General features: G+C 68.8%; 23 protein-coding genes and 1 pseudogene. 19 read left to right on the top strand and 5 right to left on the bottom strand.

Features of this window, described 5'->3' with window-relative positions; genetic code table 11:
• Window positions 1-115: 115 nt before the first annotated feature.
• The 9 genes from ACQPYM_RS25595 (at window position 116) to ACQPYM_RS25555 (ending at window position 8282) form a co-directional block, all read left to right on the top strand.
• Window positions 116-451, top strand: coding sequence for a hypothetical protein (locus tag ACQPYM_RS25595; RefSeq protein WP_433004757.1), 336 nt, complete (start codon window positions 116-118; stop codon window positions 449-451).
• A gap of 119 nt (window positions 452-570) precedes the next feature.
• Window positions 571-945, top strand: a complete 375-nt coding sequence (locus ACQPYM_RS25590) for a hypothetical protein (RefSeq protein ID WP_433004754.1) — start codon at window positions 571-573, stop codon at window positions 943-945.
• A 128-nt stretch (window positions 946-1073) separates the two neighbouring features.
• A complete protein-coding gene (gene mihF / locus ACQPYM_RS25585; protein WP_360280604.1) occupies window positions 1074-1388 on the top strand; it encodes an integration host factor, actinobacterial type in 315 nt (104 codons plus the stop codon).
• 8 nt (window positions 1389-1396) lie between these two features.
• Window positions 1397-2032 (top strand): guanylate kinase, encoded by a 636-nt coding sequence (gmk, locus tag ACQPYM_RS25580; RefSeq protein ID WP_433004751.1) that lies wholly within the window; start codon window positions 1397-1399, stop codon window positions 2030-2032.
• A gap of 4 nt (window positions 2033-2036) precedes the next feature.
• Window positions 2037-2345, top strand: a complete 309-nt coding sequence (gene rpoZ, locus ACQPYM_RS25575) for a DNA-directed RNA polymerase subunit omega (protein ID WP_328325165.1) — start codon at window positions 2037-2039, stop codon at window positions 2343-2345.
• A 10-nt stretch (window positions 2346-2355) separates the two neighbouring features.
• Complete coding sequence (gene coaBC, locus ACQPYM_RS25570; RefSeq protein ID WP_433004748.1) at window positions 2356-3582, top strand: bifunctional phosphopantothenoylcysteine decarboxylase/phosphopantothenate--cysteine ligase CoaBC; 1227 nt, start codon at window positions 2356-2358, stop codon at window positions 3580-3582.
• Between the two features lie 48 nt (window positions 3583-3630).
• Entirely contained in the window at window positions 3631-4773 is a 1143-nt protein-coding gene (locus ACQPYM_RS25565) for a winged helix DNA-binding domain-containing protein (protein ID WP_433004745.1), read from the top strand.
• Window positions 4774-4976: 203 nt separating this feature from the next.
• The gene (gene metK / locus ACQPYM_RS25560; protein WP_433004742.1) at window positions 4977-6170 is read left to right on the top strand and encodes a methionine adenosyltransferase; all 1194 of its coding nucleotides are present in this window, start codon (window positions 4977-4979) and stop codon (window positions 6168-6170) included.
• Between the two features lie 72 nt (window positions 6171-6242).
• Window positions 6243-8282 carry a primosomal protein N' gene (locus ACQPYM_RS25555; RefSeq protein ID WP_433004740.1) on the top strand — a complete coding sequence of 680 codons (2040 nt, stop codon included), beginning with the start codon at window positions 6243-6245 and terminating at the stop codon, window positions 8280-8282.
• A 4-nt stretch (window positions 8283-8286) separates the two neighbouring features.
• On the opposite strand, the gene ACQPYM_RS25550 is transcribed toward ACQPYM_RS25555, so the two are convergent.
• Window positions 8287-9279, bottom strand: coding sequence for a DUF5937 family protein (locus tag ACQPYM_RS25550; RefSeq protein WP_433004737.1), 993 nt, complete (start codon window positions 9277-9279; stop codon window positions 8287-8289).
• A gap of 94 nt (window positions 9280-9373) precedes the next feature.
• On the opposite strand from ACQPYM_RS25550, the gene ACQPYM_RS25545 reads away from it, so the two are divergent.
• Window positions 9374-10585 carry an MDR family MFS transporter gene (locus tag ACQPYM_RS25545; RefSeq protein ID WP_433004735.1) on the top strand — a complete coding sequence of 404 codons (1212 nt, stop codon included), beginning with the start codon at window positions 9374-9376 and terminating at the stop codon, window positions 10583-10585.
• Window positions 10586-10609: 24 nt separating this feature from the next.
• Here ACQPYM_RS25545 and ACQPYM_RS25540 read toward each other — a convergent pair whose 3' ends face one another.
• Together ACQPYM_RS25540 and ACQPYM_RS25535 are read right to left on the bottom strand one after the other, a co-directional pair.
• Entirely contained in the window at window positions 10610-10915 is a 306-nt protein-coding gene (locus ACQPYM_RS25540) for a hypothetical protein (RefSeq protein WP_433004732.1), read from the bottom strand.
• A 26-nt stretch (window positions 10916-10941) separates the two neighbouring features.
• Window positions 10942-11466, bottom strand: a complete 525-nt coding sequence (locus tag ACQPYM_RS25535; RefSeq protein ID WP_433004729.1) for a hypothetical protein — start codon at window positions 11464-11466, stop codon at window positions 10942-10944.
• Between the two features lie 308 nt (window positions 11467-11774).
• Here ACQPYM_RS25535 and ACQPYM_RS25530 point away from each other — a divergent pair, with 308 nt between their 5' ends.
• From ACQPYM_RS25530 to ACQPYM_RS25510, 5 genes and pseudogenes are all read left to right on the top strand, one after another.
• Window positions 11775-12050, top strand: a complete 276-nt coding sequence (locus ACQPYM_RS25530) for an Lrp/AsnC family transcriptional regulator (RefSeq protein WP_433004726.1) — start codon at window positions 11775-11777, stop codon at window positions 12048-12050.
• Window positions 12047-12463, top strand: a pseudogene (locus ACQPYM_RS25525) (hypothetical protein); the annotation flags it as partial. The gene ACQPYM_RS25530 and the pseudogene ACQPYM_RS25525, both read left to right, overlap by 4 nt.
• A 174-nt stretch (window positions 12464-12637) precedes the next feature.
• Window positions 12638-13873 (top strand): ISL3 family transposase, encoded by a 1236-nt coding sequence (locus tag ACQPYM_RS25520; protein ID WP_433004723.1) that lies wholly within the window; start codon window positions 12638-12640, stop codon window positions 13871-13873.
• A gap of 12 nt (window positions 13874-13885) precedes the next feature.
• Window positions 13886-15793: a DUF222 domain-containing protein gene (locus tag ACQPYM_RS25515; protein ID WP_433004720.1), complete on the top strand. Its 1908-nt coding sequence runs from the start codon at window positions 13886-13888 to the stop codon at window positions 15791-15793.
• Window positions 15794-17291: 1498 nt separating this feature from the next.
• A complete protein-coding gene (locus ACQPYM_RS25510) occupies window positions 17292-17909 on the top strand; it encodes an HAD family hydrolase (RefSeq protein WP_433004717.1) in 618 nt (205 codons plus the stop codon).
• 22 nt (window positions 17910-17931) lie between these two features.
• On the opposite strand, the gene ACQPYM_RS25505 is transcribed toward ACQPYM_RS25510, so the two are convergent.
• Both ACQPYM_RS25505 and ACQPYM_RS25500 read right to left on the bottom strand, forming a co-directional pair.
• Window positions 17932-19137, bottom strand: a complete 1206-nt coding sequence (locus ACQPYM_RS25505; protein ID WP_433004714.1) for a hypothetical protein — start codon at window positions 19135-19137, stop codon at window positions 17932-17934.
• Window positions 19138-19141: 4 nt separating this feature from the next.
• Window positions 19142-20437: a C39 family peptidase gene (locus ACQPYM_RS25500; RefSeq protein ID WP_433004711.1), complete on the bottom strand. Its 1296-nt coding sequence runs from the start codon at window positions 20435-20437 to the stop codon at window positions 19142-19144.
• A 184-nt stretch (window positions 20438-20621) separates the two neighbouring features.
• Here ACQPYM_RS25500 and def point away from each other — a divergent pair, with 184 nt between their 5' ends.
• From def to ACQPYM_RS25480, 4 genes are read left to right on the top strand one after another with little or no spacing between them, the layout of a single operon-like run.
• A complete protein-coding gene (gene def, locus ACQPYM_RS25495) occupies window positions 20622-21170 on the top strand; it encodes a peptide deformylase (RefSeq protein WP_433004709.1) in 549 nt (182 codons plus the stop codon).
• Window positions 21167-22099, top strand: a complete 933-nt coding sequence (fmt, locus tag ACQPYM_RS25490) for a methionyl-tRNA formyltransferase (protein WP_433004706.1) — start codon at window positions 21167-21169, stop codon at window positions 22097-22099. The genes def and fmt overlap by 4 nt, the downstream gene beginning before the upstream one ends.
• Window positions 22096-23481, top strand: coding sequence for an RsmB/NOP family class I SAM-dependent RNA methyltransferase (locus ACQPYM_RS25485; protein WP_433004703.1), 1386 nt, complete (start codon window positions 22096-22098; stop codon window positions 23479-23481). Before fmt ends, ACQPYM_RS25485 begins: the two co-directional genes overlap by 4 nt.
• Window positions 23482-23528: 47 nt before the next feature.
• Complete coding sequence (locus ACQPYM_RS25480; RefSeq protein WP_433004700.1) at window positions 23529-24527, top strand: DMT family transporter; 999 nt, start codon at window positions 23529-23531, stop codon at window positions 24525-24527.
• Window positions 24528-24561: the final 34 nt, after the last annotated feature.

Below are 24561 nucleotides of genomic sequence, written 5' to 3'. Positions count from 1 at the left end.
CCTGCGATGACCCTGCCGTTCGCCAGGGTTGCCGGTGACGGGGAGAGATGGTCTTCCCGCGGTGACAGTTAGGACTGGGATGCGTAAGGTTGCGGCCCTCGCGGCGGTAGTGACGATGAGCGCTGGCTTCTTGACGGCGTGCTCGGGTGGCGACTACTGCAACGAGCTGAAGAACTATGCGACGGCCGCCAAGGGCCTGGACATCAAGGACGCCAAGGCCGTCGAGAAGATGCTCGACGAGGCCAAGAAGGTGTCGAAGTCGGCGCCGGACGACTTGAAGGACGACTGGAAGGTCATGCTCGACTACGCCGAGAAGGCCAAGGACGCCAACGGCGACACGACCAAGCTCACCGAGCTGGCCAAGTCCGACGGCGACAAGGTCAAGCCGGCCTCCGACGCGATCGCCAAGCAGGCCAAGGACACCTGCAAGCTGGACCTCAACAACGTCTGATCGGCAGTCCTCGAACCGATGGCGGTGGCCCCGGGCCGCCGCCATCGGTTTTCGTTGCCGGTGCTGCTGCCGGTAGCGTGATCGACTCCACCCCAAGCCCCCCGGAGGATGAGTTCCAGATGCGCCGCACCGCTGTGCTGACCGCGACGATCGCGATCGCTGCCGCCGCTTTGACCGGCTGTACCGAAGAGCAGGCGTACTGCGTCGATCTGGCCGGCTTCGCCGCGGCCGCCACCAACGTCGACCCGCAGAAGCCGGCCGACTACGCCAAGATCCTCGAGGACGCCAAGAAGATGCGCGACAGCGCGCCGGCCGAGGTCAAGGACGACTGGGCGACCGTCGTCGGGTTCGCCGAAAAGGCGCAGAAGGCCGGGACGAACGAGATCGAGCTGGCCCGGCTGAGCAAGCAGCTCGGCGGCGTGACCACGGCGTACAAGGCGATCGCCACCCAGGCCAAGGACTCCTGCAAGGTGGACATCCCCAACCTGAACTGAGCGCGGTGTTCGTTACATCACCCTGACGGGCCGTGTGTCAGCCGTTGCCGTGTGGTGTGTTGTTTGCTGTCGGAGGGAGTGTTTGGCTAGGTTCACCTGCGAAGACACACAACGGGACAGGTGAGACGGTGCCACTTCCTTCTTTGACCCCGGAGCAACGCGCGGCTGCTCTGGACAAGGCCGCTGCCGCACGGCGTGAGCGTGCGGAGATCAAGAACCGGATCAGGCACTCGGGGGCGTCTCCTACGGAGGTGCTGCACGAGGGGCAGACCAACGACGTGATCGGCAAGATGCGGGTCAGCGCGCTGCTGCAGTGCATCCCCGGTGTCGGCAAGGTGCGCGCCCAGCAGATCATGGAGCGGGCCGGGATCTCCGAGACCCGCCGGGTCCGCGGGCTGGGCACCAACCAGATCGCCGCTCTGATGCGCGAATTCGCCGAGTGACGTCCACGATGACGCCACAGCCGTCCGATCTGACGGGGAACGGTTCGGTCGACGGCGGACAACGCAGTGCCGGCGGCGCCCGGCTGACCGTGCTGGCCGGCCCGACGGCGGTCGGCAAGGGCACGGTCGCGGCCGACATCCGGGAGCGCTTCCCGGACATCTGGATCTCGGTCTCGGCCACCACCCGCAAGGCCCGGCCGGGCGAGGAACACGGCGTGCACTACCTGTTCGTCTCCGACGACGAGTTCGACCGGATGATCGCCGACGACGAGCTGCTCGAGTGGGCCGTGGTGCACAAGGCGGCCCGCTACGGGACGCCCCGGCAGCCGGTGCTGGACAAGCTGGCCGAGGGCCGGCCGGCGCTGCTGGAGATCGACCTGCAGGGCGCCCGGCAGGTCCGCGAGACGATGCCGGAGGCGCATTTCGTCTTCCTGGCGCCGCCGAGCTGGGACGAACTGGTCCGCCGGCTGGTCGGCCGGGGGACCGAAACCCCGCAGGAACGGGAGCGCCGGCTGGAGACCGCGACGCTCGAGCTGGCCGCCGAGAAGGAGTTCGACGTGACGATCGTGAACGCGTCGGTTCGGGAAGCGGCCGATCAGTTGGTAAAGTTGATTCGATCACCCAACATCTCTGGAAAGAGCTGACACTTTGTCTGGCAACCAGCCCGTCGCCATCGGCATCACCTCGCCGCCGATCGACGACCTGCTCACCCACACCGACTCCAAGTACAAGCTGGTGCTGTACTCGGCCAAGCGGGCGCGGCAGATCAACGCCTACTACTCCCAGCTCGGCGAGGGCCTGCTCGAGTACGTCGGTCCGCTGGTCGAGACCCACGTCCAGGAGAAGCCGCTGTCCATCGCCATGCGCGAGATCAACGACGGCGTGCTGACCTGCACCGACATCGACCCCGAGGCCGAGGCGGAAGCCGCCGCTGCCGCCGCGGAGAAGTCCGAGTAACCGCCCTTCCATGAAGTCGGTGGTGCTCGGCGTCGGCGGCGGGATCGCGGCGTACAAGGTCTGCGATCTGCTGCGCCGGCTGACCGAGTCCGGGCACAGTGTCCGGGTGGTGCCGACCGCGGCCGCGCTGGAGTTCGTCGGCGCCGCCACCTGGGCGGCGCTGTCGGGTCAGCCGGTGACGGCCGACCCGTTCGACGACGTCCACGAGGTTCCGCACGTCCGGATCGGCAAGGGCGCGGACCTCGTCGTCGTCGCGCCCGCGACGGCGAACCTGATCGCCAAGGCCGCCCACGGGCTGGCCGACGATCTGCTCACCAACACCCTGCTGACGGCGCGCTGCCCGATCCTGTTCGCGGCCGCGATGCACACCGAGATGTGGGAGCACCCCGCCACCCAGGCCAATGTGGCCACGCTGCGCTCACGCGGCATCACCGTGCTGGACCCGGCCGTCGGCCGGTTGACCGGCGCGGACACCGGCCGGGGCAGGCTGCCCGAGCCGTCGGAGATCTTCGCGATCAGCCAGCTGATGCTGGCCGACGAGGCTGCCCGCGCCGCCGGCCAGTCCGTCGCGGATCTGACCGGCAAGCACGTGCTGATCAGCGCCGGCGGTACCCGTGAGCACCTCGACCCGGTGCGGTACCTGGGCAACTCCTCGTCCGGCAAGCAGGGGTACGCGCTGGCCCGGATCGCCGCGGCCCGTGGCGCCAAGGTGACCCTGGTCGCGGCCAACTCCGAGCTCGCGGACCCAGCCGGCGTCCAGGTCGTCCCGGTCACCAGCACCCGCGACCTGTACGACGAGATCACCGGCCGGGCCGGTGACGCCGACGCGATCGTGATGGCCGCCGCCCCCGCCGACTTCCGCCCGGCCGATGTCGCCGAGCACAAGATCAAGAAGACCGGTGACGGCTCCGTACCGGCGGTCAGCCTGGTGGAGAACCCGGACATCCTGGCCACCATCTCGCACGACCGCCGCCGGACCGACCAGGTGATCGTCGGGTTCGCCGCCGAGACCGGCGACGCCCAGCACAGCGTGCTGGAGCTCGGCCGGGCCAAACTCGAGCGCAAGGGCTGCGACCTGCTGGTCGTCAACGACGTCTCCGGCGGCAAGGTCTTCGGCAGCGACGAGAACGAAGCAGTCATCCTCGACCGCGACGGCGCCGCGCTGCCCGTTCCCTCCGGCAGCAAAGACGCCCTGGCCGGCGTCATCTGGAACCTGGTCGCCAGCCACTGGCACTGAGCCCTGCAGAGGACAGAAGCTGACCGCTTCTCGTCCTAGCCTGCCTATATGGAGCTGAGTTGGCAGGCGGTCGTCGCACGGCGGATGGCGAGACACAACCTGAGCGTTCCCGCGGCGAGTAGCCCGGCGGACGTAGTACGGGCGATGGCTGGGGCGCATGCTCAGGTGTTGTCGGCTGCTGAGATCTCTGTCGCTCTGCGGCTGGAGGGGGCGACGCGGGTCGACGTACAGCGGGCGCTGTGGGAGGACCGCAGTCTGGTGAAGACGTTCGGGCCGCGGGGGACCGTGCACCTGTTGCCGACCGATGAGCTGGCTAGCTGGGTGGCCGGGTTGTCCGCCTTGCAGCGGTCGGCTGCTTCGGTGCCGGAGACGATGCGGATGACTCCGGAGCAGACCGCCCAGGTCGTTGCCGCGATCGGGGACGCGCTCGCGGACGATGACCTGACTGCCGACGAACTCGGCGACGAGGTGGTCGGCCGGACCGGTCCCTGGGCCGACGACCTGGTGATGCCGGCCTTCCAGGGCTACTGGCCGCGGTGGCGGCAGGCGATCTCCGAGGCCGCGAACGCCGGAGTCCTTTGCTACGGCCCCAATCGGGGACGCAACACGACCTACACGAACCCGCACCGGTTCGCGCCGTTCGAGCCGGTGAGTCCCGAACAGGCGATCGGTGAGCTCCTACGGCGGTACCTGTGGTCCTACGGCCCCGCGACCCCACAACACTTCGCGAAGTGGCTCAGCATCTCGCCGGCCCTCGCCGCCAAAACCTTCACCTCGCTGGCCGGCGAACTCGAAGAGGTCATGCTCGACGGCACCCCCGCCTGGCTGATTCGCGGTGACACGGACTTCAGCACCGAGCGCGCATCCGGCGTCCGCCTGCTCCCGTACTTCGATGCGTACGGCGTCGGCAGTCATCCGCGCGAACGGCTCTTCCCGGGCAAGGCCTGGGATCGGGCGCTCGCCCGCGGCCAGGCCGGCAACTTCCCCGTGCTGCTGATCGACGGCATCGTGGCAGGCGTCTGGCACCAGCGACGTAGCGGCCGGAAGCTCAACCTCACGGTGGAACCACTCCGCGATCTGAAGCCCGGTCAGCTGCGGCAGCTCGACGATGAAGCCGCGCGGCTCGGCGCGATCGTCGACGCGAATCCGGTGCTCACGATCGGCGAGGTGACGGTGGGCGCCCATGCTTGATCGGCCTTGCCGAGCTGCCTGATTCAGGCGGGGCTGTCCATCATGCGAGCAGACCGTCTCGGCACGTGGGCGAAATGCGTGCTGGTCCGGGCCGGTGGGCACATCTGCTGGCATACTTCCCCACAGCATCGCGTGAGGTGGTGCGCGGACGGGGGACGACCTTTCCCGTCGGGTGGCAGACGAGAAAGTCCAAGGGAGAATCCGTGGCACGGCGCCTTTTCACGTCCGAGTCGGTGACCGAGGGTCATCCGGACAAGATCGCTGACCAGATCAGCGACTCGATCCTCGACGCCTTGCTGGCCGAGGACCCGAAGAGCCGCGTCGCGGTGGAGACCCTGGTCACCACCGGGCTGGTGGTGGTGGCCGGCGAGGTCACCACGTCGGCGTACGTGGACATCCCGGGGATCGTCCGGAACCGGATCCTGGAGATCGGCTACGACTCGTCGTTGAAGGGCTTCGACGGTGCCTCCTGTGGCGTCACGGTCGCGATCGGCAGCCAGTCGGCCGACATCGCCCAGGGCGTCGACACGGCGTACGAGACCCGTTCGGACGCGTCCTCGGACGTGCTCGACCTGCAGGGCGCCGGCGACCAGGGGCTGATGTTCGGCTACGCGTCGAACGAGACGCCCGAGCTGATGCCGCTGCCGATCACCATCGCGCACCGGTTGTCCGCGCGGCTGTCGGAGGTCCGCAAGGACGGCACGATGGCGTACCTGCGCCCGGACGGCAAGACCCAGGTGACGATCGAGTACGACGGTGACAAGGCGGTCCGGGTGCACACCGTGGTGGTGTCCAGCCAGCACGCGGCCGACATCAGCCTCGACTCGATGCTGTCGCCGGACGTGAAGAAGCACGTCGTCGACCCGGTGCTGGAGCAGTTCGACATCGACTCGGCCGACTACCGGCTGCTGGTCAACCCGACCGGCCGGTTCGAGATCGGCGGTCCGATGGGCGACGCCGGGCTGACCGGCCGCAAGATCATCATCGACACCTACGGCGGGATGGCCCGCCACGGTGGCGGCGCGTTCTCCGGCAAGGACCCGTCGAAGGTCGACCGCTCGGCGGCGTACGCGATGCGCTGGGTGGCCAAGAACATCGTCGCGGCCGGCCTGGCCGCGCGGGCCGAGTGCCAGGTCGCGTACGCGATCGGCAAGGCGGCGCCGGTCGGCTTCTACGTCGACACGTTCGGCACCGAGACGGTGCCGGTGGACAAGATCAGCGACGCGGTGCTCGAGGTCTTCGACCTGCGTCCCGCCGCGATCATCCGGGATCTCGACCTGCTCCGGCCGATCTACGCGCAGACCGCCCGCAACGGCCACTTCGGCCGCACCGGTGAGGATTTCACCTGGGAGCGCACCGACCGCGTCGAAGAGTTGAAGGCAGCCGTCAGCAAGTAGCACTCCACGAACCGCCCGTGACCTGTGGATGGTCGCGGGCGGTTTGTCGTTGGACCCGACTAGAGTTCCCAGGTGGCATCGAACGGGGACTCACCGGAGCAGCTGACCTTGCTGCGCGAGACCGTTCGGCGTTCGCGGACCAAGGAGCCGGCCGGGATCACCTCGTCGTTGCCGGTCGCCCGGATCGCGGTCGACGTGTCGCTGCCGCACCTGGACCGGCCGTTCGACTACCTGGTGCCCGACGATCTCGCCGAGGCAGCGCAGCCCGGCGTACGGGTGAAGGTACGGTTTGCCGGCAAGGACCTTGATGGGTACGTCCTGGAGCGGCTGGAGTCGTCGGAGCACGAGGGCAAACTCGCGCGGATCCGCAAGGTCGTCTCGCCCGAGCAGGTGCTGACGCCCGAGGTCGCCGACCTCTGCCGAGCCGTTGCCGACCGGTACGCCGGAGTCTTCGCCGACGTGACCCGCCTCGCGGTGCCACCACGCCATGCGAAGGCCGAAGCAGAGGTGCTGAAGTGCACCCAGCCGGTCCGCCCGGCAGCGTCGGCCTCACGGTCCGAGTGGGCGCCGTACCCCTTGGCTGGAGGGTTCCTCGATGCCGTGACCCGTGGCGAGGCGCCGCGCGCGATCTGGACCGCAGTACCGGGGGCCGATTGGGCGACGGCCTTCGCGCAGGCCGCTGCCGCCTGTGCAGCGGCAGGCCGTGGCGCGCTGCTGCTAGCCCCGGACGCACGCGACCTGGAGCGACTCGCTGCAGCCTGTACTGCGGTGCTGGGGCCGGACGGGTTCGTCATGCTCTCCGCCGACCTCGGGCCGACCGCGCGCTACCGAGCCTTCCTCACCGCCCTGCGCGGCTGCACGCGCGTGGTCATCGGCACGCGCGCCGCAGCCTTCGCGCCCGTCGCGGACCTTGGCCTGGTTGCTTTGTGGGACGACGGCGACGACTCGTACGCCGAGCCACGCGCGCCCTATCCGCATGCGCGTGAAGTGGTGCTGCTGCGAGCGTATCGGCAGAAGTGTGCCGCTTTGCTGGGTGGTTTTGCGCGTTCTGCAGAGACTGCTGCGCTGATCGAGTCGGGTTGGGCGGTCGAACTGATCGCGGATCGCACAGTGATCCGGGCGGCCGCGCCGGCGGTCCACATCGCGGGGGAGTCCGACACCGATCTCGCGCGCGATCCGGCCGCTCGGGCCGCGCGACTCCCGCACCGGGCCTTCGAGGTGGCGCGCGAAGGGCTGAAGACCGGGCCGGTGCTGGTCCAGGTTCCGCGAGCCGGGTATCTGCCGAGCCTGGTCTGCCAGACCTGCCGCGCGCCTTCTCGCTGCGCCACCTGCGCCGGTTCGCTTCGTCGTACGGGCGGATCGGGGCCGCCGAGTTGCAGCGTGTGCGGCCGGCCGGCCGCGGATCACCGCTGCCCGGAGTGCGGTGACACCCGCATGCGCGCCGCCGTTGTCGGGGCGCGCCGTACTGCGGAGGAGCTCGGCCGCGCCTTCCCCGGAGTACTGGTCCGTACTTCGGGTGGCGACAACATGCTGGACTCCGTTTCTGATCAGCCGGCCTTGATCGTCACGACCCCGGGTGCGGAGCCGGTCGCCGCTGGCGGCTACAGCGCGGCCTTGTTACTGGACACCTGGTTGTTGCTGGCGCGGCCGGATCTGCGCGCGCCGGAAGAGGCGGTGCGTCGGTGGTTCAACGCGGCCGCTCTCGTCCGGTCTGCTCGCGACGGCGGGGCGGTGATCATGGTGGGGGAGCCGTCCGCGACTCCGTTGCAGGCGGTGGTTCGGTGGAGTCCCGAGGGGTTCGCGGCGCGGGAGCTGGAGGAGCGGCGTACTGCGCGGCTTGCGCCGGCGGCGAAGCTGGCCGAGTTGACCGGGCCGACCGATGCGGTGTCCGACCTGGTGGCGCGGGTGCGGCAGTTGGTGGATCCGCAAGCGGGGCTGGATGTTCTCGGGCCGGTGGCGATCGACGACGAGACGTCGCGGGCGGTCGTGCGGACTCCACGGGCGGCTGGGACGAGTCTGGCTCGGGCGCTCAAGGAGGGGCAGGCGGCTCGGAGTACGAAGAAGCTAGTGGGGTCTGTGCGGGTGCAGGTCGACCCTGCGTCCTTCGGGTGAGTCTTCAGGCTGTGGCTAGGGCTGCTGGGCGGGAGGCGGCCAGGAGGTGGTTGCCGAGGGTGGTGCGCGAGTAGAGGACCGTGCGGCCGTCGCGGCGGGAGTCGACGACGCCCGCGTTGCGCAGGATGCTCAGGTGCACGCTCAGGGTCGGTGCGGAAACGCCGAGCTGATGGGCGAGGTGAGTGGTCGACATCGGCAGGTCGAGGTGGCTGACGATCGAGGCCCGGGTCTTGCCGACCAGATCGGCGAGCGGTGACTCGCTGAGGTCTTCCTGGCTCTCCCAGAGCCGGCCGAGTCCGCGCGGCGGGTAGGTCATCGTCGGGAGATGCGGTGCGGCAGTGATCTGCAGGGTGGTTGGCCAGGTGAACACGCAGGGGATGAGCAGCAGGCCTTGGCCGGGCAGCGGTTGGCCGTCGCAGCAGTACGGCTTGTCGACCTCGATCCGGTCGCCGCGAAACGTCACCGAGGGATGGAGATTGCGGAGCAGGCCGGCCACTCCGCCGCAGGACAGCTCGTCCAGCCGGAACGCGAGGTCCTCCTGCAGCAGCGACCGGATCCGGCGCCAGTCGGGCTCGATCGCCAGGCGCCAGTAGTCGTCGAGGGCGGTCGTGATGCGGTCGAGTGCTTCGGCGGGCTTGGCGATCAGCTCGGGCAGCAGCGGATGTGGCGTCTCTTTCTGCAGCTGGGTCAGTTCGGCGACGACCAGGGGCAGGGGAGTGGCGGCGATCGCGGCCAGGCCGGACTCGAAGCTGGTCGAGCGGCGCGGCGGCGCCGGGGTGATGAAGTCGGGGATGTAGCTGACCGGCGGGATAAGGGCCTTCAGCAACGAAAGGTCCTGCTGCGCCAGCAACGGGCGGACCTTGCGCAACCACGGTCCGTGCACGCTTCCCGTCGTACTGTTGCTCAGCGCCCGGATACTCGTCACGGTCTCCCAGACCGGCGAGAACGCGAACCTGATCCGGCTCAGATCGTCAGGGCTGAGCCGCAGGGTGATCACAGGACCACTCTAATCCGGGGGTGACGGCCGGGTCGAAGGATTAGTCCACGGCCTAATGTTCGACAGGCTGGGTCTGGGGCCTGAAGGTAGTGACATGAACGACGCTCCACGCCTGCCACGCGCCTTCTGGGCTCTTTGGGTCTGCCAGCTGGTCAACCGGCTCGGCAGCTTCGTCCAACCCTTTCTGGTCCTCTACCTGACCCAGGACCGTCACCTCTCAGCCGGTACTGCGGGTGCGGTGGCCGCCGCGGTCGGCGCCGGGTCGGTAGTGTCGCAGCTTGTCGGCGGCTGGCTCTCCGACCGGTTCGGCCGTCGCCGCACGATGCTGATCGGTTTCTTCGGTACTGCAGCCGCGCTGATCCTGCTGGGTTCGGCGCGCTCGATGTGGATGATCTGGGCGGCGGCGTTCGTGGTCGGCCTGATGGGTGACCTGTTCCGGCCGGCGGTCCAGGCGACGGTGGCCGACCTGCTCCAGCCGCGGGAGCGCGTGCGTGCGTACGGGCTGCTGTTCTGGGCGATCAACCTCGGCTTCTCGGTCTCCACGGTCAGCGCCGGCGTACTGGCGAGCATCGGCTACAACTGGCTGTTCTGGATCAACGCCAGTACGTCGGTCGTCGCGGCGCTGGTGATCTGGCGGATGGTGCCCGAGACCCGGCCGGTACTCGACGACGGACCACGGCGGCCGCTGCTGCCGGTCGCATTGCGGGACTCCACCTTCCTGTTCATGATCCTGCTCCAGATCGGCTATGCGACGATCTACTTCCAGGGCTACTCGACGTTGCCGCTGGCAATGGCCGGCGACGGACTGCCGTCGTCGACCTATGGCTTGGTGATCGCCCTGAACGGTGTGGTGATCGTGCTGCTGCAGCCGTTCGTCAGCCGACGGCTGTCGGCGCTCGACAGGCCGAAGCTGCTGGCCGGCTCGATGCTGATCGTCGGATTGGGCTTCGGCCTGGGCGCTGTTGTGGACAGTTGGTGGGGTTACGGGCTGTCCGTTGTGGTCTGGACAATTGGGGAGATCGGATTCGCGGCGGTGATCGGCGCGGTCTTCGCCGACCTCGCACCCATCGACCTCCGGGGCGGCTACATGGGCCTGGCCGGAAGCATGTCCTTCGGCCTCGGCAGCGTCATCGGACCGCTGCTCGGCACCAATGCGCTCCAGCACCTCGGCGGCGCGACCGTCTGGATCGCCTGCGCCGGCCTGGGCTGCGTCCTCTTCGTCGGCCAACTGGCCCTGGCCCCAGCCCTCCACGCCCGAGCCAAAGCCAACGCGTTGCTCGAAGACGCAGTACCAGCCAACTCCTGAGCCGTTGGGGGCGCATCGTCATGGTCAGTCGCGGGTTTTCATGAAGGCGGCCGCGGCCGCCGCGGCGGCGATCAGGGCCAGGGATGCCCAGAACGCGCTCCCTGCCGCCGCGTCCGGTGGGATTGTGCTGAGGCGGTGGAGGAGGACCGTTGCGAGCAGCGCGACGCCGACGGCACCGCCGAGCTGCTGGACGGCGTTGAGCAGACCTGCCGCCGAGCCGGCTTCGACCGGCCGCACGCGATGCAGCGCGGCGGTGAAGACGGGCGTGGTGAACAGGCCGGCTCCCAGCCCGGTGATCGCGAGCGCGGCCGACAGTGGCCAGCCGATCATGCTGGCGTGGTAGGCACCGATCGCCGTCAGCAGCCCAGTACCGAATAGCGGCTGGACCGGAGTACACCGAGGTGCAGGCCCACCTGAAGGTGCAGGACGACGACCGGCATCGCGCCGGTCAGTACTGCGAAGAAGAGAGCCGAGGTGAGCAGAGCGGCGGCGAACCCGCGATTCTCGACCAGGCTGAACTCGACGAGCGGAGTCTTGCTTTTGCGGTGGCGCCGGCGTAGCTGAGCCAGCCATCCGGCGGCAACGAGGATACCGACGGGCAGCGAGATCCACCGGCTGCCCTGGATCAACGGGTAGACGATCAGAACGGTGGCGACCACGACGAGAGCGCTCCCGGCCAGATCAGGGCGCAGTCGGGCGCTGGAGCGGCCTTCGAACAGCAACGGGGTGGCGATCAGGACCGCCAGCCCGAGGGGAAGGTTGACGGCGAAGACCGCCTGCCACGAACTGCCGAACAGGTCCGCGTGGCTCAGCAAACCTCCGAGCAACGGCCCACTGAGCAACGACTGCAGCAGCAGCGCCCGCAACCCGCCGGCGAACATCGAGGCGTCCCGGCCAGTCCCATCACCGGGCCCGGCCACTCCGCACACGGCGCAGGACGTGGCCCGGGCACTGGCCCGACGGACGACACGTCCTGGGTGAGGCTGGCGTCAGGGTACGGAGATCTTCGCGGTCATCCACACCACACCCGGCGACGGCAACTCGCTGCTTCTCGACGACATTCCTCGCACCGCCGGCATCACCGCTGTCTCCGCGCACTACCTTCTCCACCTGTATCGCGGTGATCCGACAGCTTGGCGCGCTCACACGAAGGCACTGACCGTGGGGCAGCAACAAGCGCTCGTGGGTGATGCGCGATCGTTGGGTGCCGCCGGAGTCAGCTGAGGACGAGCACTTGCTCGCAGTACTGGGCCGCGATGGGCGGGCGAGTCTCGCCGAGCTGGCCGACGCGACGGGTTGGTCGGCCGCGACAGTGGCCCGCCGGTTGAGTGAGCTGCAGGCGAGTGGTGCGATCTACTTCGACGTCGATCTGGATCCGACCCTCTTCGGGGCGACGACCGGCCACCGGCCCACCTCGACAAAGTCGGTACTGCGCTCGCCCAGCACGACGAACTCGCTTTCGTAGCAGCCACCACAGGCCGAACCAACCTGGTGGCGCAAGCCCTCAGCTCCGACCTCGACACCCTGCACCACCACCTCCCCCACCGCTTGGCCGCCTTCCCCGAAATCAACTCCCTGGAGAGCGCCCCCGTACTCCGAACCATCAAGTCCGCCGCACCGTTAGTGCTTCGAACGCCCAGCACGGGGCAGACCCGCCGGTTCGTAGGGATGACGGCATTCGTCGCCCGACCCGAGCATGTCGCGGGCTGCGTAGGGCCGGTGGCTGTACATCGCCCCAGCTTGCCCCGCAGATGCACCTCCAAGCGGTCACCCTCCGGGATCGCGATCCCCAGCCACCGGCCGGGTCGGCCCCTCATCGCCTTACAGGCAAGGGATTGCGCGTCTCGTGATTTGCACCGGCCGGTCACTGAGTGTTAATATCGAACACATGTGGCTCTCCTCGGGCTTCTGTGGGTTCGCCGGTGACTGAGGAGGGTTTCTTGTTGTGTGGTGGGGTTTCGCGGTGTGTTGGGGCGTGAAATGAGCGACGCGCACGTGTTCGCCCTTTAGGTTCGGGAGTTGCTGAGACAACCGAACGAAAGGGCGACGCACGTGCGCGTCACGACAGTATTTAACAGGGTTCTGGGGCTGGATGACACCTCGGTGGCCGGTGTCGTGTTTGCCGGCGGTGAGGCGGTTGTGACTGTGCGCCGCCTGGCCAAGGTGCATCGGTGCCCTTGTGGTTGCCGGGTTCCGGGGCGTTATGACCGGTCGGTTCGCCGGTGGCGTCATGTCGATGCCTGTGGTTTGAAGGTCTGGCTGGAGGCTGAGGTCGCGCGGATCTGGTGTCCTGATTGTGAGCGGGTCCGGACCGAGGATGTGCCGTGGGCGCGGCCAGGGGCGAGGCATTCACGGGCTTTCGAGGACACCGTGGCGTGGTTGGCGGCCCGGATGGACAAGACCAGCCTGGCGCAGCTGATGCGCTGCTCGTGGGAAGCAGTCGACCGGATCGTGGGCCGGGTCGTGGTCGAGCGTCTCGACGACAGCCGGCTGAACAATCTGGTCCGGATCGGCGTCGACGAGATCTCTTATCTACGGGGACATCGCTACCTGACCGTGGTCGTCGACCACGACTCCGGGCGCGTGGTGTGGGTCGGCAAAGGGCACGGCGTGGAGACGATTGCGGCGTTCTACCGGGAGCTGGGGTTCCTGCGCCGTAAGAAGCTGCGAGCGGTCACCATGGATGCCAGCGGAACCTACATTTCGGTGACCCGGGCGATGGCGCCGCAGGCGGTGATCTGTATTGATCCGTTCCACGTCATCAAGTGGGCCAATGAAGCGCTCGATTCAGCTTTCCGTAACAGCGCGATCCCCACCTTGAGAGCCGAGATGAAACAGGCCCGGAGCAACGCTGCCTGGCGCAAAGCACGGTTCGCGTTGCGAGCCGGACGGGAGAAGCTCCGGACCGAACACCTCAAGATTCTCAAGGTCATCCGGGCTGAGCGCACCGAACTCCACAAGGTCTACCTGCTCAAAGAAGAACTCCGCGACCTGTTCCAGATCATCGATCCCAGCCAGGCCTCGAGCTACCTCCACAGCTGGGTCCAACGAGCCACCGGCAGCGGCAGTGCTGCGTTCAGAACCCTGGCCCACAAAATCATCCGGCACGCCGACGGCATCATCGCTGCAGTCGAACTCGGCTTGTCGAACTCCCGCAGCGAAGGCGTCAACACCAAAATCCGGGTCATCCAGCGCCGCGGTTACGGACATCCGAAAGCACAATCACTGGCCACGATGATCTACCTGTGCTGCAGCGGAATCCAGCTTTCCTTACCCACACAAAGGTGAGGAGAGCCACACATGTTCGCATCCGATGTCAGTGAGTACACGGCCCGGGAGACGCTGTCCGCGGCCGACGAACTGACCGTGCTGCGCGACCGCCTCGACGTCCAGCTGCTACGCCTCGGCCAGCACTTCGCCGACCTCCACCCCGCACCCGCCACCGTGTCCGACCACGAACTCGTCCCCGGCGGCGAACAAACCCGCGTCTACGGCGGCGCCGGCTGCCCCGCCGTCGCCGAGTTCGCCGTCGCCGAATTCGGTGCGGTCACCGGCCGCTCCACCCACGCGGCCGCCCGCTACATCGGCCAGGCCCTCGCGCTGCGCCACCGCCTGCCCAGACTCTGGGCCCAGGTCGAGTCCGGCCACGCCACCCCCTGGAAGGCCTGCAACGTCGCCCAAGCCTGCCGCGAACTGTCCGAACAAGCCGCCGGAATCGTCGACCGGCGAGTCGCCGCCATCGTCAACACCCTCAGCCCACTGCGCCTGCACAACATCGTCAAAGCCGCCATCTGGGAAGCAGACCCGATCGCCGCCCGCGCGCAAGCAGAACAACGAGCCCGCGAACGAGGCGTCTGGACCGGCCGCACCGACGGACTCGGCACCACCACGCTGTTCGTCAAAGCCGCCACCGGCGACATCATCCGCTTCCAGGCCACCCTCGACCAGCTCGCCGACGCCCTCGCCGCCCTCGGCGACACCTCACCCCTCAACGACCGCCGAGCCCGCGCCATCGGCCTCATCGCCGACCCCGCCCTAACCACCGACCTCCTCCAAGTAGCCCACCACCTCACCACCCCACCCAACCCTGCCCCACCCAATCCCGCCCCATCCAACTCCGCTCCCGCCCACCCGCCCGAGCCCGAACCCGCACCCACCGCACCTGCTCCCGCACGCGAGCCTGCCGTGCCTGCACCCACGCCCGAACCCTCGCCCGCAGGCAAGCCTGCCGCGTCCGCACCCGCCACACCCGCACCCGCCACACCCGCCGCGCTCGCACCCGCACCCGCCGCGTCTGCTCCTGCGCCCGCTCCCGCACCCCAGCCTGCCGCGTCCGCCCCCGCGCCTGCACGCGAGCCTGCCGCGCCTGCGCCCGCTCCCGCACGCGAGCCTGCCGTGCCTGCAGCCGCGCTCGCTCTTGAACCGCAGCCCGCCACCGAGACCGGTGCTCCCGCGAGCGCCGAGCCGGCGACACCCGCCGAGTCCGGTGACCGTGCGCCACAGGAACCGCGACCGGGACCTCAATCTGTGCGATGGCCCTGGGACGAGGCACCCGACGCCGACGAGCCCGAGGCGGACCAGGAGCCAGTGCCGGAGTCCAGCCAGCCCGAGGCGGGCGACGAAGGCACGTCCAGGCTCGAGCCGGAGGAGCTTCGGCGGCTGATCGCCAAACTAGCCGCCACCCAGCAGCCCACCAGCCATAAACCCAGCCGCAGGCAGCGCGGTGGCACGATGCTCTACGTCCACCTCACCGACGAAACCCTCCGCACCGGCGAAGGCATCGCCCGCATCGAGGGACACGGACCCCTGCTCATCACCCGGCTGGAAGAACTCACCGGCCACAACCACATCACCGTCCGCCCCGTCATCGACCTCAACGACAAACTCAGCGTCGACGCCTACGAAATCCCCCAGCGAATCCGCGAACACCTCAAACTCAAATACCCCACAGAACAGTTCGTCTACGGCACCGCCGACACCAGCCGCACCCCCGACCTCGACCACATCCAACCCTTCACACCCCACGGCCCACCCGGCCAAACCAACACCGACAACCTCATCCCGCTCCGGCGCTTCAGCCACCGGGCCAAAACCCACGGCGGCTGGCAGGTCCACCGCCTCAACGACCACACCCTCGAATGGACCACCCGCAACGGCTTCAAATTCATCGTCGACCACCACGGAACCCGCCCAGCCGACCGCCCATGAAACCGACCAGCAACCTCGGCAACCCCGACCAGCCGAGGCCCCGATGCCACCGGCAACTGCAACGACAGTGGCAGTGACAGTGGCAGCTGCAGTGACAGTGGCGTGGCCAGCAACCGCCGCGGCAGCGCGCGGGGGCGGCAGCGCGCGGGGGCGAGCCACCCGGGTGTGCAGGATCCGGACCTGCCCGTACTCCGTCCAACGTCACGGCACGAGCCATGTCAGACAGAGCCGGCGTAACACCGCTGTGGGCAGCGACGGCGGCGATGGGGCAGCGATCACTAGTTCCGACGCATATGCCGCGGATCGTGCCGTCGAACAGCCGCACGGTGCGGCCGACCAGTCAGCGCTGTCCCGCCCGCCACCGCGGCATGCAGGAACGGCAGGCAGAGGCGCGAAGGCCAACACCATCGCCTCCCCCCACCTAGCCTGGCCGGCCAACACCTCAATCACACGTCGCGGCCCGCAAGAGCACCAAGAGCCGGGCGGGTGGAGGCAGCCAACGCGGCCCGCGACGTACCAGCGAGCAGGCAAAGCCGGGGACAACCCCACCGCATGCCACTCACCGCGCTGGGCCAGCTACCAGCGCGGTCTCATTCGGGGCGACACAGGAGCGCCCAGTACCGGGCGGCTGGGAGCGGCCGATGCGCACGCGAAGTAGGAGCAGGCAGGCCGCGCGGGTGGGTAGGTGCAAGACGCCGGCACCAAGTCGGCCGCGCGGGTACAGGTCGCCTGCGGCGTTGCCCCCCCGCGAGGGCCGGGCGGGTGCGACGCTCCAGCCCGGGAAGCTTGCAGCGGTCGGTGCGGCCGCAAACACCTGGTCGAATGGCTGGCGTTGGTGGGTGCGAGACGCCGGCACGAAAGCAGCGGCGCGAGTACAGGCTGCCTGCGCGTTGTACCCCGACAGGTTCGGGCGGGTGCGACGCTCGAGCCCCGGAGGTGTGTGCTGGGGTGGCTGCAAACTCCTGTTCGGAAGGCTGGCGCCGGTCGGAGCGAGACGTCAGCACGAAGGCGACTTCAGCGACGTCGACGCCAGCTACAGGATCGGGCTGATCATCACCAGGACGACCGGCGACGCGGGTACAGGTCGCCTGGGCATTGCGCCCGGAGGGGCTCGTGCGGGGTGCGACGCTCCAGCCCGGGAGGTGTGCAGGGGGTGGGTGCAAACTCCTGCCCGGGAGGTGGGCGCCGGTGGGAGCGAGACGTCAGCACGAGAGCGGCGACTCGGGTGCAGGTTGCCTGCGCGTTGCGCCCCGAGAGGTTCGGGCGGGTGCGATGCCTGAGGCCGAGAGGTGTGAAGGGGGGAGTGCGAACTCCTGCCCGGAAGGGGGCGCCGGTGGGAGCGAGACGTCGGCTCGAACGTGGCGACACGGGTGCGGGTCGCTTGCGCGTTGCACTCCGAGCGGTTCGGGTGGGTGCGACGCCCCGGCCCGCGAGGTGTGCAGGGGTGGTGCGAGACGCCAGCACGAACACGTCGACGTGGGTTTCGTAGGGTGGCGGTATGAGTGAGCGGAGCGTTGAGGTTGTGGTGTTCGATATTGGCGGTGTGCTGCTGGACTGGAGCCCTGATTACTTGTATCGGGAGTTGATTCCGGACGCTGCGCAGCGTGAGCACTTTCTGACCGCGGTCGCGACGCACGAGTGGAACCAGCAGCAGGATGCCGGGCGGACCTGGGCCGAGGCGGTTGCTGAGTTGACTGCGTTGCACCCGGAGCATGCCGAGTGGATCGAGGCGTATGACACCGGCTGGCTCAAGATGGTCAATGGGCTGATCGAGGGGACTGCCGAGATCATCACGGAGCTCCGGGAACAGGGCGTACCGACGTACGCGCTGACGAACTTCTCGGCGGAGAAGTGGGAGATCGCGAAGGAGTCGTTCCCGATCTTGGCTGGGTTCACTGGTGAGGTGGTGTCCGGGACCGAGCGGACGGTCAAGCCGGGCGAGAAGATCTATCGCATCCTGCTGGAACGCTACGACCTCGACCCGACCGCGGCCTTCTACACCGACGACAAGGAAGCCAACGTCGTCGCCGCCCGCGCGGTAGGCATGCAGGCCGAGGTCTTCACCGATGCCCCCACCCTCCACACCCACCTGAAAGCCCGGGGCCTCCCGCTCTAAACGCCCGAACCCCTCAACGGCGTCAGTTGGTGGTGACGGCGAGGGCTTCGGTGTATTTGCGGCTCGCCCCGAGGTGGGCTACTTCGACGATGAGGGTGCCGTCCTGGCAGGTGGGTGGGGTGAGGGCGGCGTCCGGGGGAGTGGCGTAGATGCGTTGTGGGCGGGCGATGCCAGGTTGCCAGCGGTGGAGCTGGAAGCGTTCCACGCCCTCGGTCACCAACCGCACCTCCCAGTGGATCCAGTTGCCGCACGGCACGATCGTGTCGGTGACGATCGGGCCGAGTGAGCGCGCCGGGCCGCCGGCCGTTTCGCGGACGTAGGCATTGCTTTGGTACTGGTCGGGATCCGTCGGCCCGACCTCCGACCAGACGGTTGCCCCACGCAACGATGCGCCACTCCACTGGAGACAGTTCTTGGTCGCCGCGACCGGCCGGACCGCGCCACCGTCCAGCCCGACAGTCAGCAGCCGCTTGCACCGGCGCGAGGTCTCCGGCGCGGTGATCTCGCTGAAGGTCACCGAGTCGCCCGAGACGACCGGATCCGCGACGTACCCCGGATCGGCCACGCAGCTGACCGTGCGCGACTTCAGCGTCGCCAGTTCGGCGATCACCAGGCATGACCGCCGCTTGGCATCGATACTGCTGTAGGCGAACGTCCCGCCGGCCGCCCCGATCTCCGGCTCGGAGATCCGGGGGAGCGTTCGCTGAGTCGCCAGGTCGACGGCCTTGCCGGTGGTCAGGTCATATCGGTACGCGCGGATCTCCGGACTCGGCCCGCTGTCGCGGATGTCTTCGATCAGCGCCCAGCGGTCGTCGATCACCACCGGCGACTGCGCGATGAACCCGGCCGGCGGGACGTGCTTCACGACGACCCGCTTGCTCGACCGATCCGTCACCGTCGTGGTGCCCGCCTCGTCGCTGCTGCGAGTGACGAGGTACTTCCGCTGCTGAGTCACGACGTGCTGCCCGTCGACCGGTTGCTGCAGGATCTTGGTCCAGGTCGGCGGACCAGCGGGGGCGGGCGGCACCCTCGGGCTCGGCGACGTCGGCGTACCGTCCGGCGTGGACGGTGTGGCCGAGGTAGACGGAGTCGGGCTGCCCGGGCTCGGAGTACCGGACGCTGTACTCCGAGGCGGCGCGCTCTCCGGGGAGTCGCCGGACGAGCAGGCGCTGGCGAGCAAGGCGAAGCCGGCGACGGCTGCCACCGGAACCAGAAGCTGTGAACGCATTCGCCTACAAACCGATGTTCTTGAACGAGTTGGCCAGGGTGGCGTTGAACAACGCCGAGGCCGGGATGTTCTTCGGCCCGTGGGTGACGTTGCCGCGGCTGTTGAAGCGCCGCTCGTTGAACACCTCGAAGATGGCGATCGTGCCCTTCTGCATGTCGTACCCACGGCCGACCTGGAAGTGCCCGCTGTGGTTGAACGCGAGGTACGGGAAGTACCGCTTCAGCAGCTGCGGGTGCTCGATGATCGGTGCCGGCTTGCCGTCGCCGAGGTGGCTGCGGTGCACGGCCAGGAACTTCTGGGTGTTCCAGTGGCCGACGCTCTGGACGATGTAGCTGCCGGCGGCGAGATCCCAGTTCGTCTTCAGGTTGGTCTGCTTGACCATCGCGGTGATCGCCGTGCCGGACGATGTCGTGCCGAGGTCCTTGGCCCAGGACGCCTGGGTGTCCTTCTGCCTGTCGTCCGCCCAGTCGATCGACTGGAACGTCGCCGGACCGCACCAGTACCCCTTCTCCTGCGAGGTCTGGAAGCCCTTCATGATGTACGACGAGGTCGGCAGCTTCACCACCGGCGCGGAGGCCGACGGCTTCGGCACACCCGGCGAGGCAGGCGTGCTCCTCTCCGGCGTACTCGGCGTCACGGTCGGCGTCGGCGTCGGCGTGGGTGGCGCGGCGGTCGGAGCGGGCGTTGCCGACGACTGCTCCGGCGTCGCCTGCTCCGAAGGGCCAGCGGGTACTTCGAGTTCGCGCAGCGCGCGGGCCTTGTCGCGACCTTCCCAGGCCGCCTGCATCTCGTTGAGCTCCGCGTTGAGCCGCCGGCCGTCCGGCAGCGAAGACCGCTCGGTGACGAACCCGGCCGGCGTCAGCGCCCCGGTCGCACTGTCCTGCTCGGCGTCCGCGTCCCCACCGTCGGCATCAGCCGTGGCGCCGGTCTCGGGCTTGGACGTCAGCTCACCGAGTTCCGCACCGCTGGGCAGCTCGTCGACGAAGCCCAGCCCGAGGCAGTAGTTCTCCGTCTCGAGCTTGAAGCACCGCATCACCTGCTTGCTCTGGTCCGCGAGAGTGGTTGCCCGCAGCATCGACGCGTGCGGCGCCGTCCGGATCACTTGCTGCGCCAGCTCGGACCATGACTTGGCCACCGGCGCGATCGTGGGGTCCGGATCGGCTGAGGCGGCCGGGGCGGTGGGCGGTAACCCGGCCGGTCCCGAGGGCTCCTGAGGTACGCGGGCCGCGGCCAGTGGGGCCTGGGCGAGCAGGGCACCGAGCAGGATCAGGCCGGCTGCCCCCCGTGTCGCTGTGGGCATTGTGGTCTCCCGTTGGGCGTGTGACGGTAGTGACTGTTGGTACGCCTGAGACCACAGTACGTGCTTGTGGCAACAATGTGGAGTGGGGCCGTTGCTGTGCGCTATCCCAGGCGGCCTGCGAGCCGGGCAAGCCCCGACCACTAGACTTGCCAGGTCCCCCTTCGGTGAGTGCTGTGGAGTTTGCGTGTCGGTCCAACCCATCCGCCTGTTCGGCGACCCTGTCCTGATCACCAAGGCCGACCCCGTCGTCGACTTCGACGCCGAGTTGCGGCGGCTGGTGGCGGACCTCACCGACACCATGCAGGCCGCGCCCGGTTCGGGTCTGGCCGCGCCGCAGATCGGAGTCGGCCTGCGCGTCTTCACGTACTTCGTCGAGGGCGAGCTCGGCCACCTGGTCAACCCCGAGCTGGAGCTGTCGCCGGAGGAACAGTTCGGCCCCGAGGGCTGCCTGTCGATCCCCGGCCTGACCTTCGACTGCCGGCGTGCGCTGAACGTGATCGCCAAGGGCTTCAACATGTACGGCGACCCGGTGGTGATCGAGGGTTCGGACCTGCTCGCCCGCTGCATCCAGCACGAGACCGACCACCTGGACGGCGTGCTGTTCGTCGACCGGCTGGACACCGTGACCCGCAAGGCCGCGATGAAGGCGATCCGCGAAGCCGAGTGGTCCGGGCTGTCCGGACCGCCGCAGGTCAAGGTCTCACCGCACCCGATGAACGGATTCGGACTGTGAGAGTCGTTTTCGCCGGCACCCCCGAGGTAGCCGTCACCGCGCTCCGCGCGATCGTTGCCAGCGGCCATGAGTTGGTTGCCGTCGTCACCCGTCCGGACGCACCGGCGGGCCGCGGCCGCAAACTGGTCGCCTCGCCGGTCGCGCAGTACGCCGAGGAGCTCGGTGTCGAGGTGCTCAAACCGGTGAAGCCGAGCGATCCCGAGTTCCTCGCGCGACTGACCGAGATCGCGCCGGACTGCTGTCCCGTCGTCGCGTACGGCGGGCTCCTGCCGCAGGCCGCGCTGGACATCCCGCCGCACGGCTGGATCAACCTGCACTTCTCCGTACTGCCCGCTTGGCGTGGTGCCGCGCCGGTGCAGCACTCGATCATCTCCGGTGACGACGTGACCGGTGCCAGCACGTTCCGCATCGTCAAGGCACTCGACGCGGGTCCCGTGTACGGCGTACTGACGGAGCGGATCGGCCCGAAGGACACGGCTGGTGACCTGCTCACCAGGCTGTCCGAGTCCGGCGCCAAGCTGCTCGTCGACACGCTCGACGGCATCGAGGCCGGCGTACTCGAAGCTCGTGAGCAGCCGGCTGACGGGGTCACGCTCGCTCCGAAGATCAACGTCGAGGATGCCGAGCTTGACCTCACTGCTCCGGCGCAGCGCGTCGACCGGCTGGTTCGTGGCTGCAACCCGGCCCCCGGCGCCTGGACGACGTTTCGCGGCGAGCGGCTGAAGGTGCTCGCCGTCGAGCTGACCGAGGAAGAGGACCTGAAGCCCGGCGAACTGCGCACCACCAAGTCGAGCGTCGAGGTCGGTACCGGCAGCAAGACGCTGAAGCTCGTCACCGTCCAGCCGCAGGGCAAGAAGCCGATGGCCGCCGCCGACTGGGCCCGCGGCGTCCGGATCACATCCGACGACCAGCTCGGCCCGGCAGAGTGAGCGACCGTACGCCGCGGAACCGGGCGCCGCAGCGGCGTCCCGACAAGGTTCGCCAGGTCGCCTACCAGGTGATCCGGCAGGTCTCGTCGCAGGACGGCTACGCCAACCTGGCGCTCAACAAGGCGCTGCGTGACCAGCGGTTGAGCGGTCGCGATGCCGCGTTCTGCACGGAGCTCGTGCACGGCACGCTGCGCTGGCAGGGCACGTACGACGCGATTCTCGCCGGCAGCGTGTCCCGCCCACTGGCCGAGCTGGACCCGGAGCTGCTCGACCTGCTCCGCCTCGGGGCGCACCAGCTGCTCCGGATGCGCGTCGACTCCTACGCCGCCGTCAACGAGATGGTCACCCTGACCCGCGCCGAGGTCGGCCAGAGCCGCAGCGGCCTGGTCAACGCCGTACTGCGCAAGGTCAGCCAGCGCACCCTCGACCAGTGGATCGCGGCAATCGCGCCGCACTCCGACGACGACCTCTTCGGCTTCCTCTCGATCGCGAAGGCTCATCCCCGCTGGATCGTCGAGGCGTTCGCGGACGCGCTCCACACCGACGGCTATGAGCTCGACGACCTCCTGGACGCCGACAACGAGCCGCCGCGAGTCACCCTGGTGGCACGGCCCGGCCTGGCCGAGGTGGACGACCTGGTCGAGGCGGGAGCCACCAGGGCGCGCTACTCGCCGTACGCGGCTGTGCTGCAGGGTGGTGGCGACCCTGGTCGCATCTCGGCCGTCTCGTCCGGGCGTGCCGGAGTACAGGACGAGGGGTCGCAGCTGGTCGCCACTGCGCTCGCTAACGCGCCGCTGGAAGGTCCAGACGCGCAGTGGCTCGACCTGTGTGCAGGGCCCGGCGGCAAGTCCGCGTTGCTCGCAGCGATCGGTAGTCAGCGGGATGCATTGCTGACAGCGGTAGAACCGCTGCCGCACCGGGCCGAGCTGGTCCGGGCGAACCTGCGCGCAGTACCGGGAGATCACCGCGTGCTGGTCGGCGACGGCACCAAGCCGACGTGGCCGGAGGGATCCTACGACCGGGTGCTGGCAGATGTGCCCTGCAGCGGTCTGGGAGCGTTGCGGCGACGCCCGGAGGCGCGCTGGCGTCGTACTGCGGAGGACGTGGCCGAGTTGCGGCCACTGCAGGAGCGTCTGCTCGACTCAGCGATCACCTCTGTCCGCAAGGGCGGTGTGGTGGCCTACGTGACGTGTACTCCGCATCCGATGGAGACTCGCGCGGTGGTGGACGCAGTACTGGCTCAGCGCTCGGATGCGGTGCTGGAGGATGCCCGCGAGCTCCTGCCCGGCGTACCGTCGCTGGGTGAAGGGCCGGACGTCCAGCTGTGGCCGCATGTGCATGGCACGGACGCGATGTACCTGGCTCTGATCAGACGCCACTAGGTGGACCACCTGTCCGGTGTGTGAAGCCGAACGGTCATGATAGGGGCGTGACGACCACGGAAATTCGTCCTGCCCGGAGCGCGCAGCAGCACCACCTCATCGGGCTCACCGCCGCCTTCGGCATCGGCATGCTGTTCGCGATCCAGTCCCGGCTGAACGGGCAGCTCGGCCGTGAGTTGGACGACGGCGTCGCGGCCGCCCTCATCTCGTTCGGCAGCGGGCTGGTGGTGTTGCTGATCGGCTGTGCGGTGATCCCGCCGATCCGTCGGTCGGTCGGCAGGGTCTGGCGGACGATCAAGACACCGTCGGACGGGAATGGACTGCTCAGGTGGTGGCAGTGCATCGGCGGCCTGGCCGGCGCGTTCCTGGTCGCTGTCCAGTCGGTCACGGTGTCAGTGATCGGTGTTGCCGTGTTCATCGTCGCGGTGGTGGCCGGGCAGGCGGTCAGCAGCTTGGTGGTGGACCGGGTGGGATTCGGACCGGCCGGACCTCAGCCCTACACGCCGCTGCGGATCGTGGGCGCGGTGGTGGCCATAGTGGCCGTTGTACTGGCTGTGTCAGATCGTTTAGACCACCCGTCCGGCCTGCTGCTCGCAATTCTCCCAGCACTCGGAGGTGTCTTCACTGCGGTGCAACAGGCCGTCAACGGCCGAGTCGCCCGTACTGCGGCGCTGGACGCGTCGGGAGCCATCGCTGCCGGCGTCATCAACTTCCTGGTCGGCTTCGTCGCGCTGCTGGTCGTCTTCGGGGTCGATCTGATCGTGCGTGGCGCTCCCAACAGCTTGCCGTCCGAACCGTGGCTCTACCTGGGCGGCCTGTGCGGCGTCGTGTTCATCAGCGCGGCCGCCGCCGTCGTCCGGGTGGTCGGGGTCTTCCTGCTAGGCCTTGGCACCATCGCCGGCCAGTTGATCGCCAGCCTGTTTCTCGATCTGTTCGTGCCGGCCTCCGACCAGCCCGTCACGTTCCCGGTCGTCGCGGGCACGCTGCTCACCCTGGTGGCCGTCGTGGTCGCCTCGATCCCCAACCTCCGCAGGTCCCGCGGCTAGCGGTGCCGCCGGGCGGAGCGTCCTGAGGACTCCC

The sequence above is a fragment of the Kribbella sp. CA-294648 genome (assembly GCF_050943845.1).
Taxonomy (GTDB): Bacteria; Actinomycetota; Actinomycetes; order Propionibacteriales; family Kribbellaceae; genus Kribbella.
The sequence above is the reverse complement of the archived record's forward strand: the minus strand, read 5'-3'. Positions and strand labels throughout refer to the sequence as shown.

Excerpts from the sequence above, each read along its gene's own strand:
- ACQPYM_RS25500 (WP_433004711.1), bottom strand. The coding sequence starts at position 20,437 with ATGCCCACAGCGACACGGGGGGCAGCCGGCCTGATCCTGCTCGGTGCC.
- ACQPYM_RS25510 (WP_433004717.1), top strand. The coding sequence starts at position 17,292 with ATGAGTGAGCGGAGCGTTGAGGTTGTGGTGTTCGATATTGGCGGTGTG.
- coaBC (WP_433004748.1), top strand. The coding sequence starts at position 2,356 with ATGAAGTCGGTGGTGCTCGGCGTCGGCGGCGGGATCGCGGCGTACAAG.
- ACQPYM_RS25530 (WP_433004726.1), top strand. The coding sequence starts at position 11,775 with ATGCGCGATCGTTGGGTGCCGCCGGAGTCAGCTGAGGACGAGCACTTG.
- ACQPYM_RS25540 (WP_433004732.1), bottom strand. The coding sequence starts at position 10,915 with ATGATCGGCTGGCCACTGTCGGCCGCGCTCGCGATCACCGGGCTGGGA.
- ACQPYM_RS25590 (WP_433004754.1), top strand. The coding sequence starts at position 571 with ATGCGCCGCACCGCTGTGCTGACCGCGACGATCGCGATCGCTGCCGCC.
- ACQPYM_RS25595 (WP_433004757.1), top strand. The coding sequence starts at position 116 with ATGAGCGCTGGCTTCTTGACGGCGTGCTCGGGTGGCGACTACTGCAAC.
- ACQPYM_RS25515 (WP_433004720.1), top strand. The coding sequence starts at position 13,886 with ATGTTCGCATCCGATGTCAGTGAGTACACGGCCCGGGAGACGCTGTCC.
- ACQPYM_RS25505 (WP_433004714.1), bottom strand. The coding sequence starts at position 19,137 with ATGCGTTCACAGCTTCTGGTTCCGGTGGCAGCCGTCGCCGGCTTCGCC.
- ACQPYM_RS25535 (WP_433004729.1), bottom strand. The coding sequence starts at position 11,466 with ATGTTCGCCGGCGGGTTGCGGGCGCTGCTGCTGCAGTCGTTGCTCAGT.
- ACQPYM_RS25545 (WP_433004735.1), top strand. The coding sequence starts at position 9,374 with ATGAACGACGCTCCACGCCTGCCACGCGCCTTCTGGGCTCTTTGGGTC.
- gmk (WP_433004751.1), top strand. The coding sequence starts at position 1,397 with ATGACGCCACAGCCGTCCGATCTGACGGGGAACGGTTCGGTCGACGGC.
- ACQPYM_RS25565 (WP_433004745.1), top strand. The coding sequence starts at position 3,631 with ATGGAGCTGAGTTGGCAGGCGGTCGTCGCACGGCGGATGGCGAGACAC.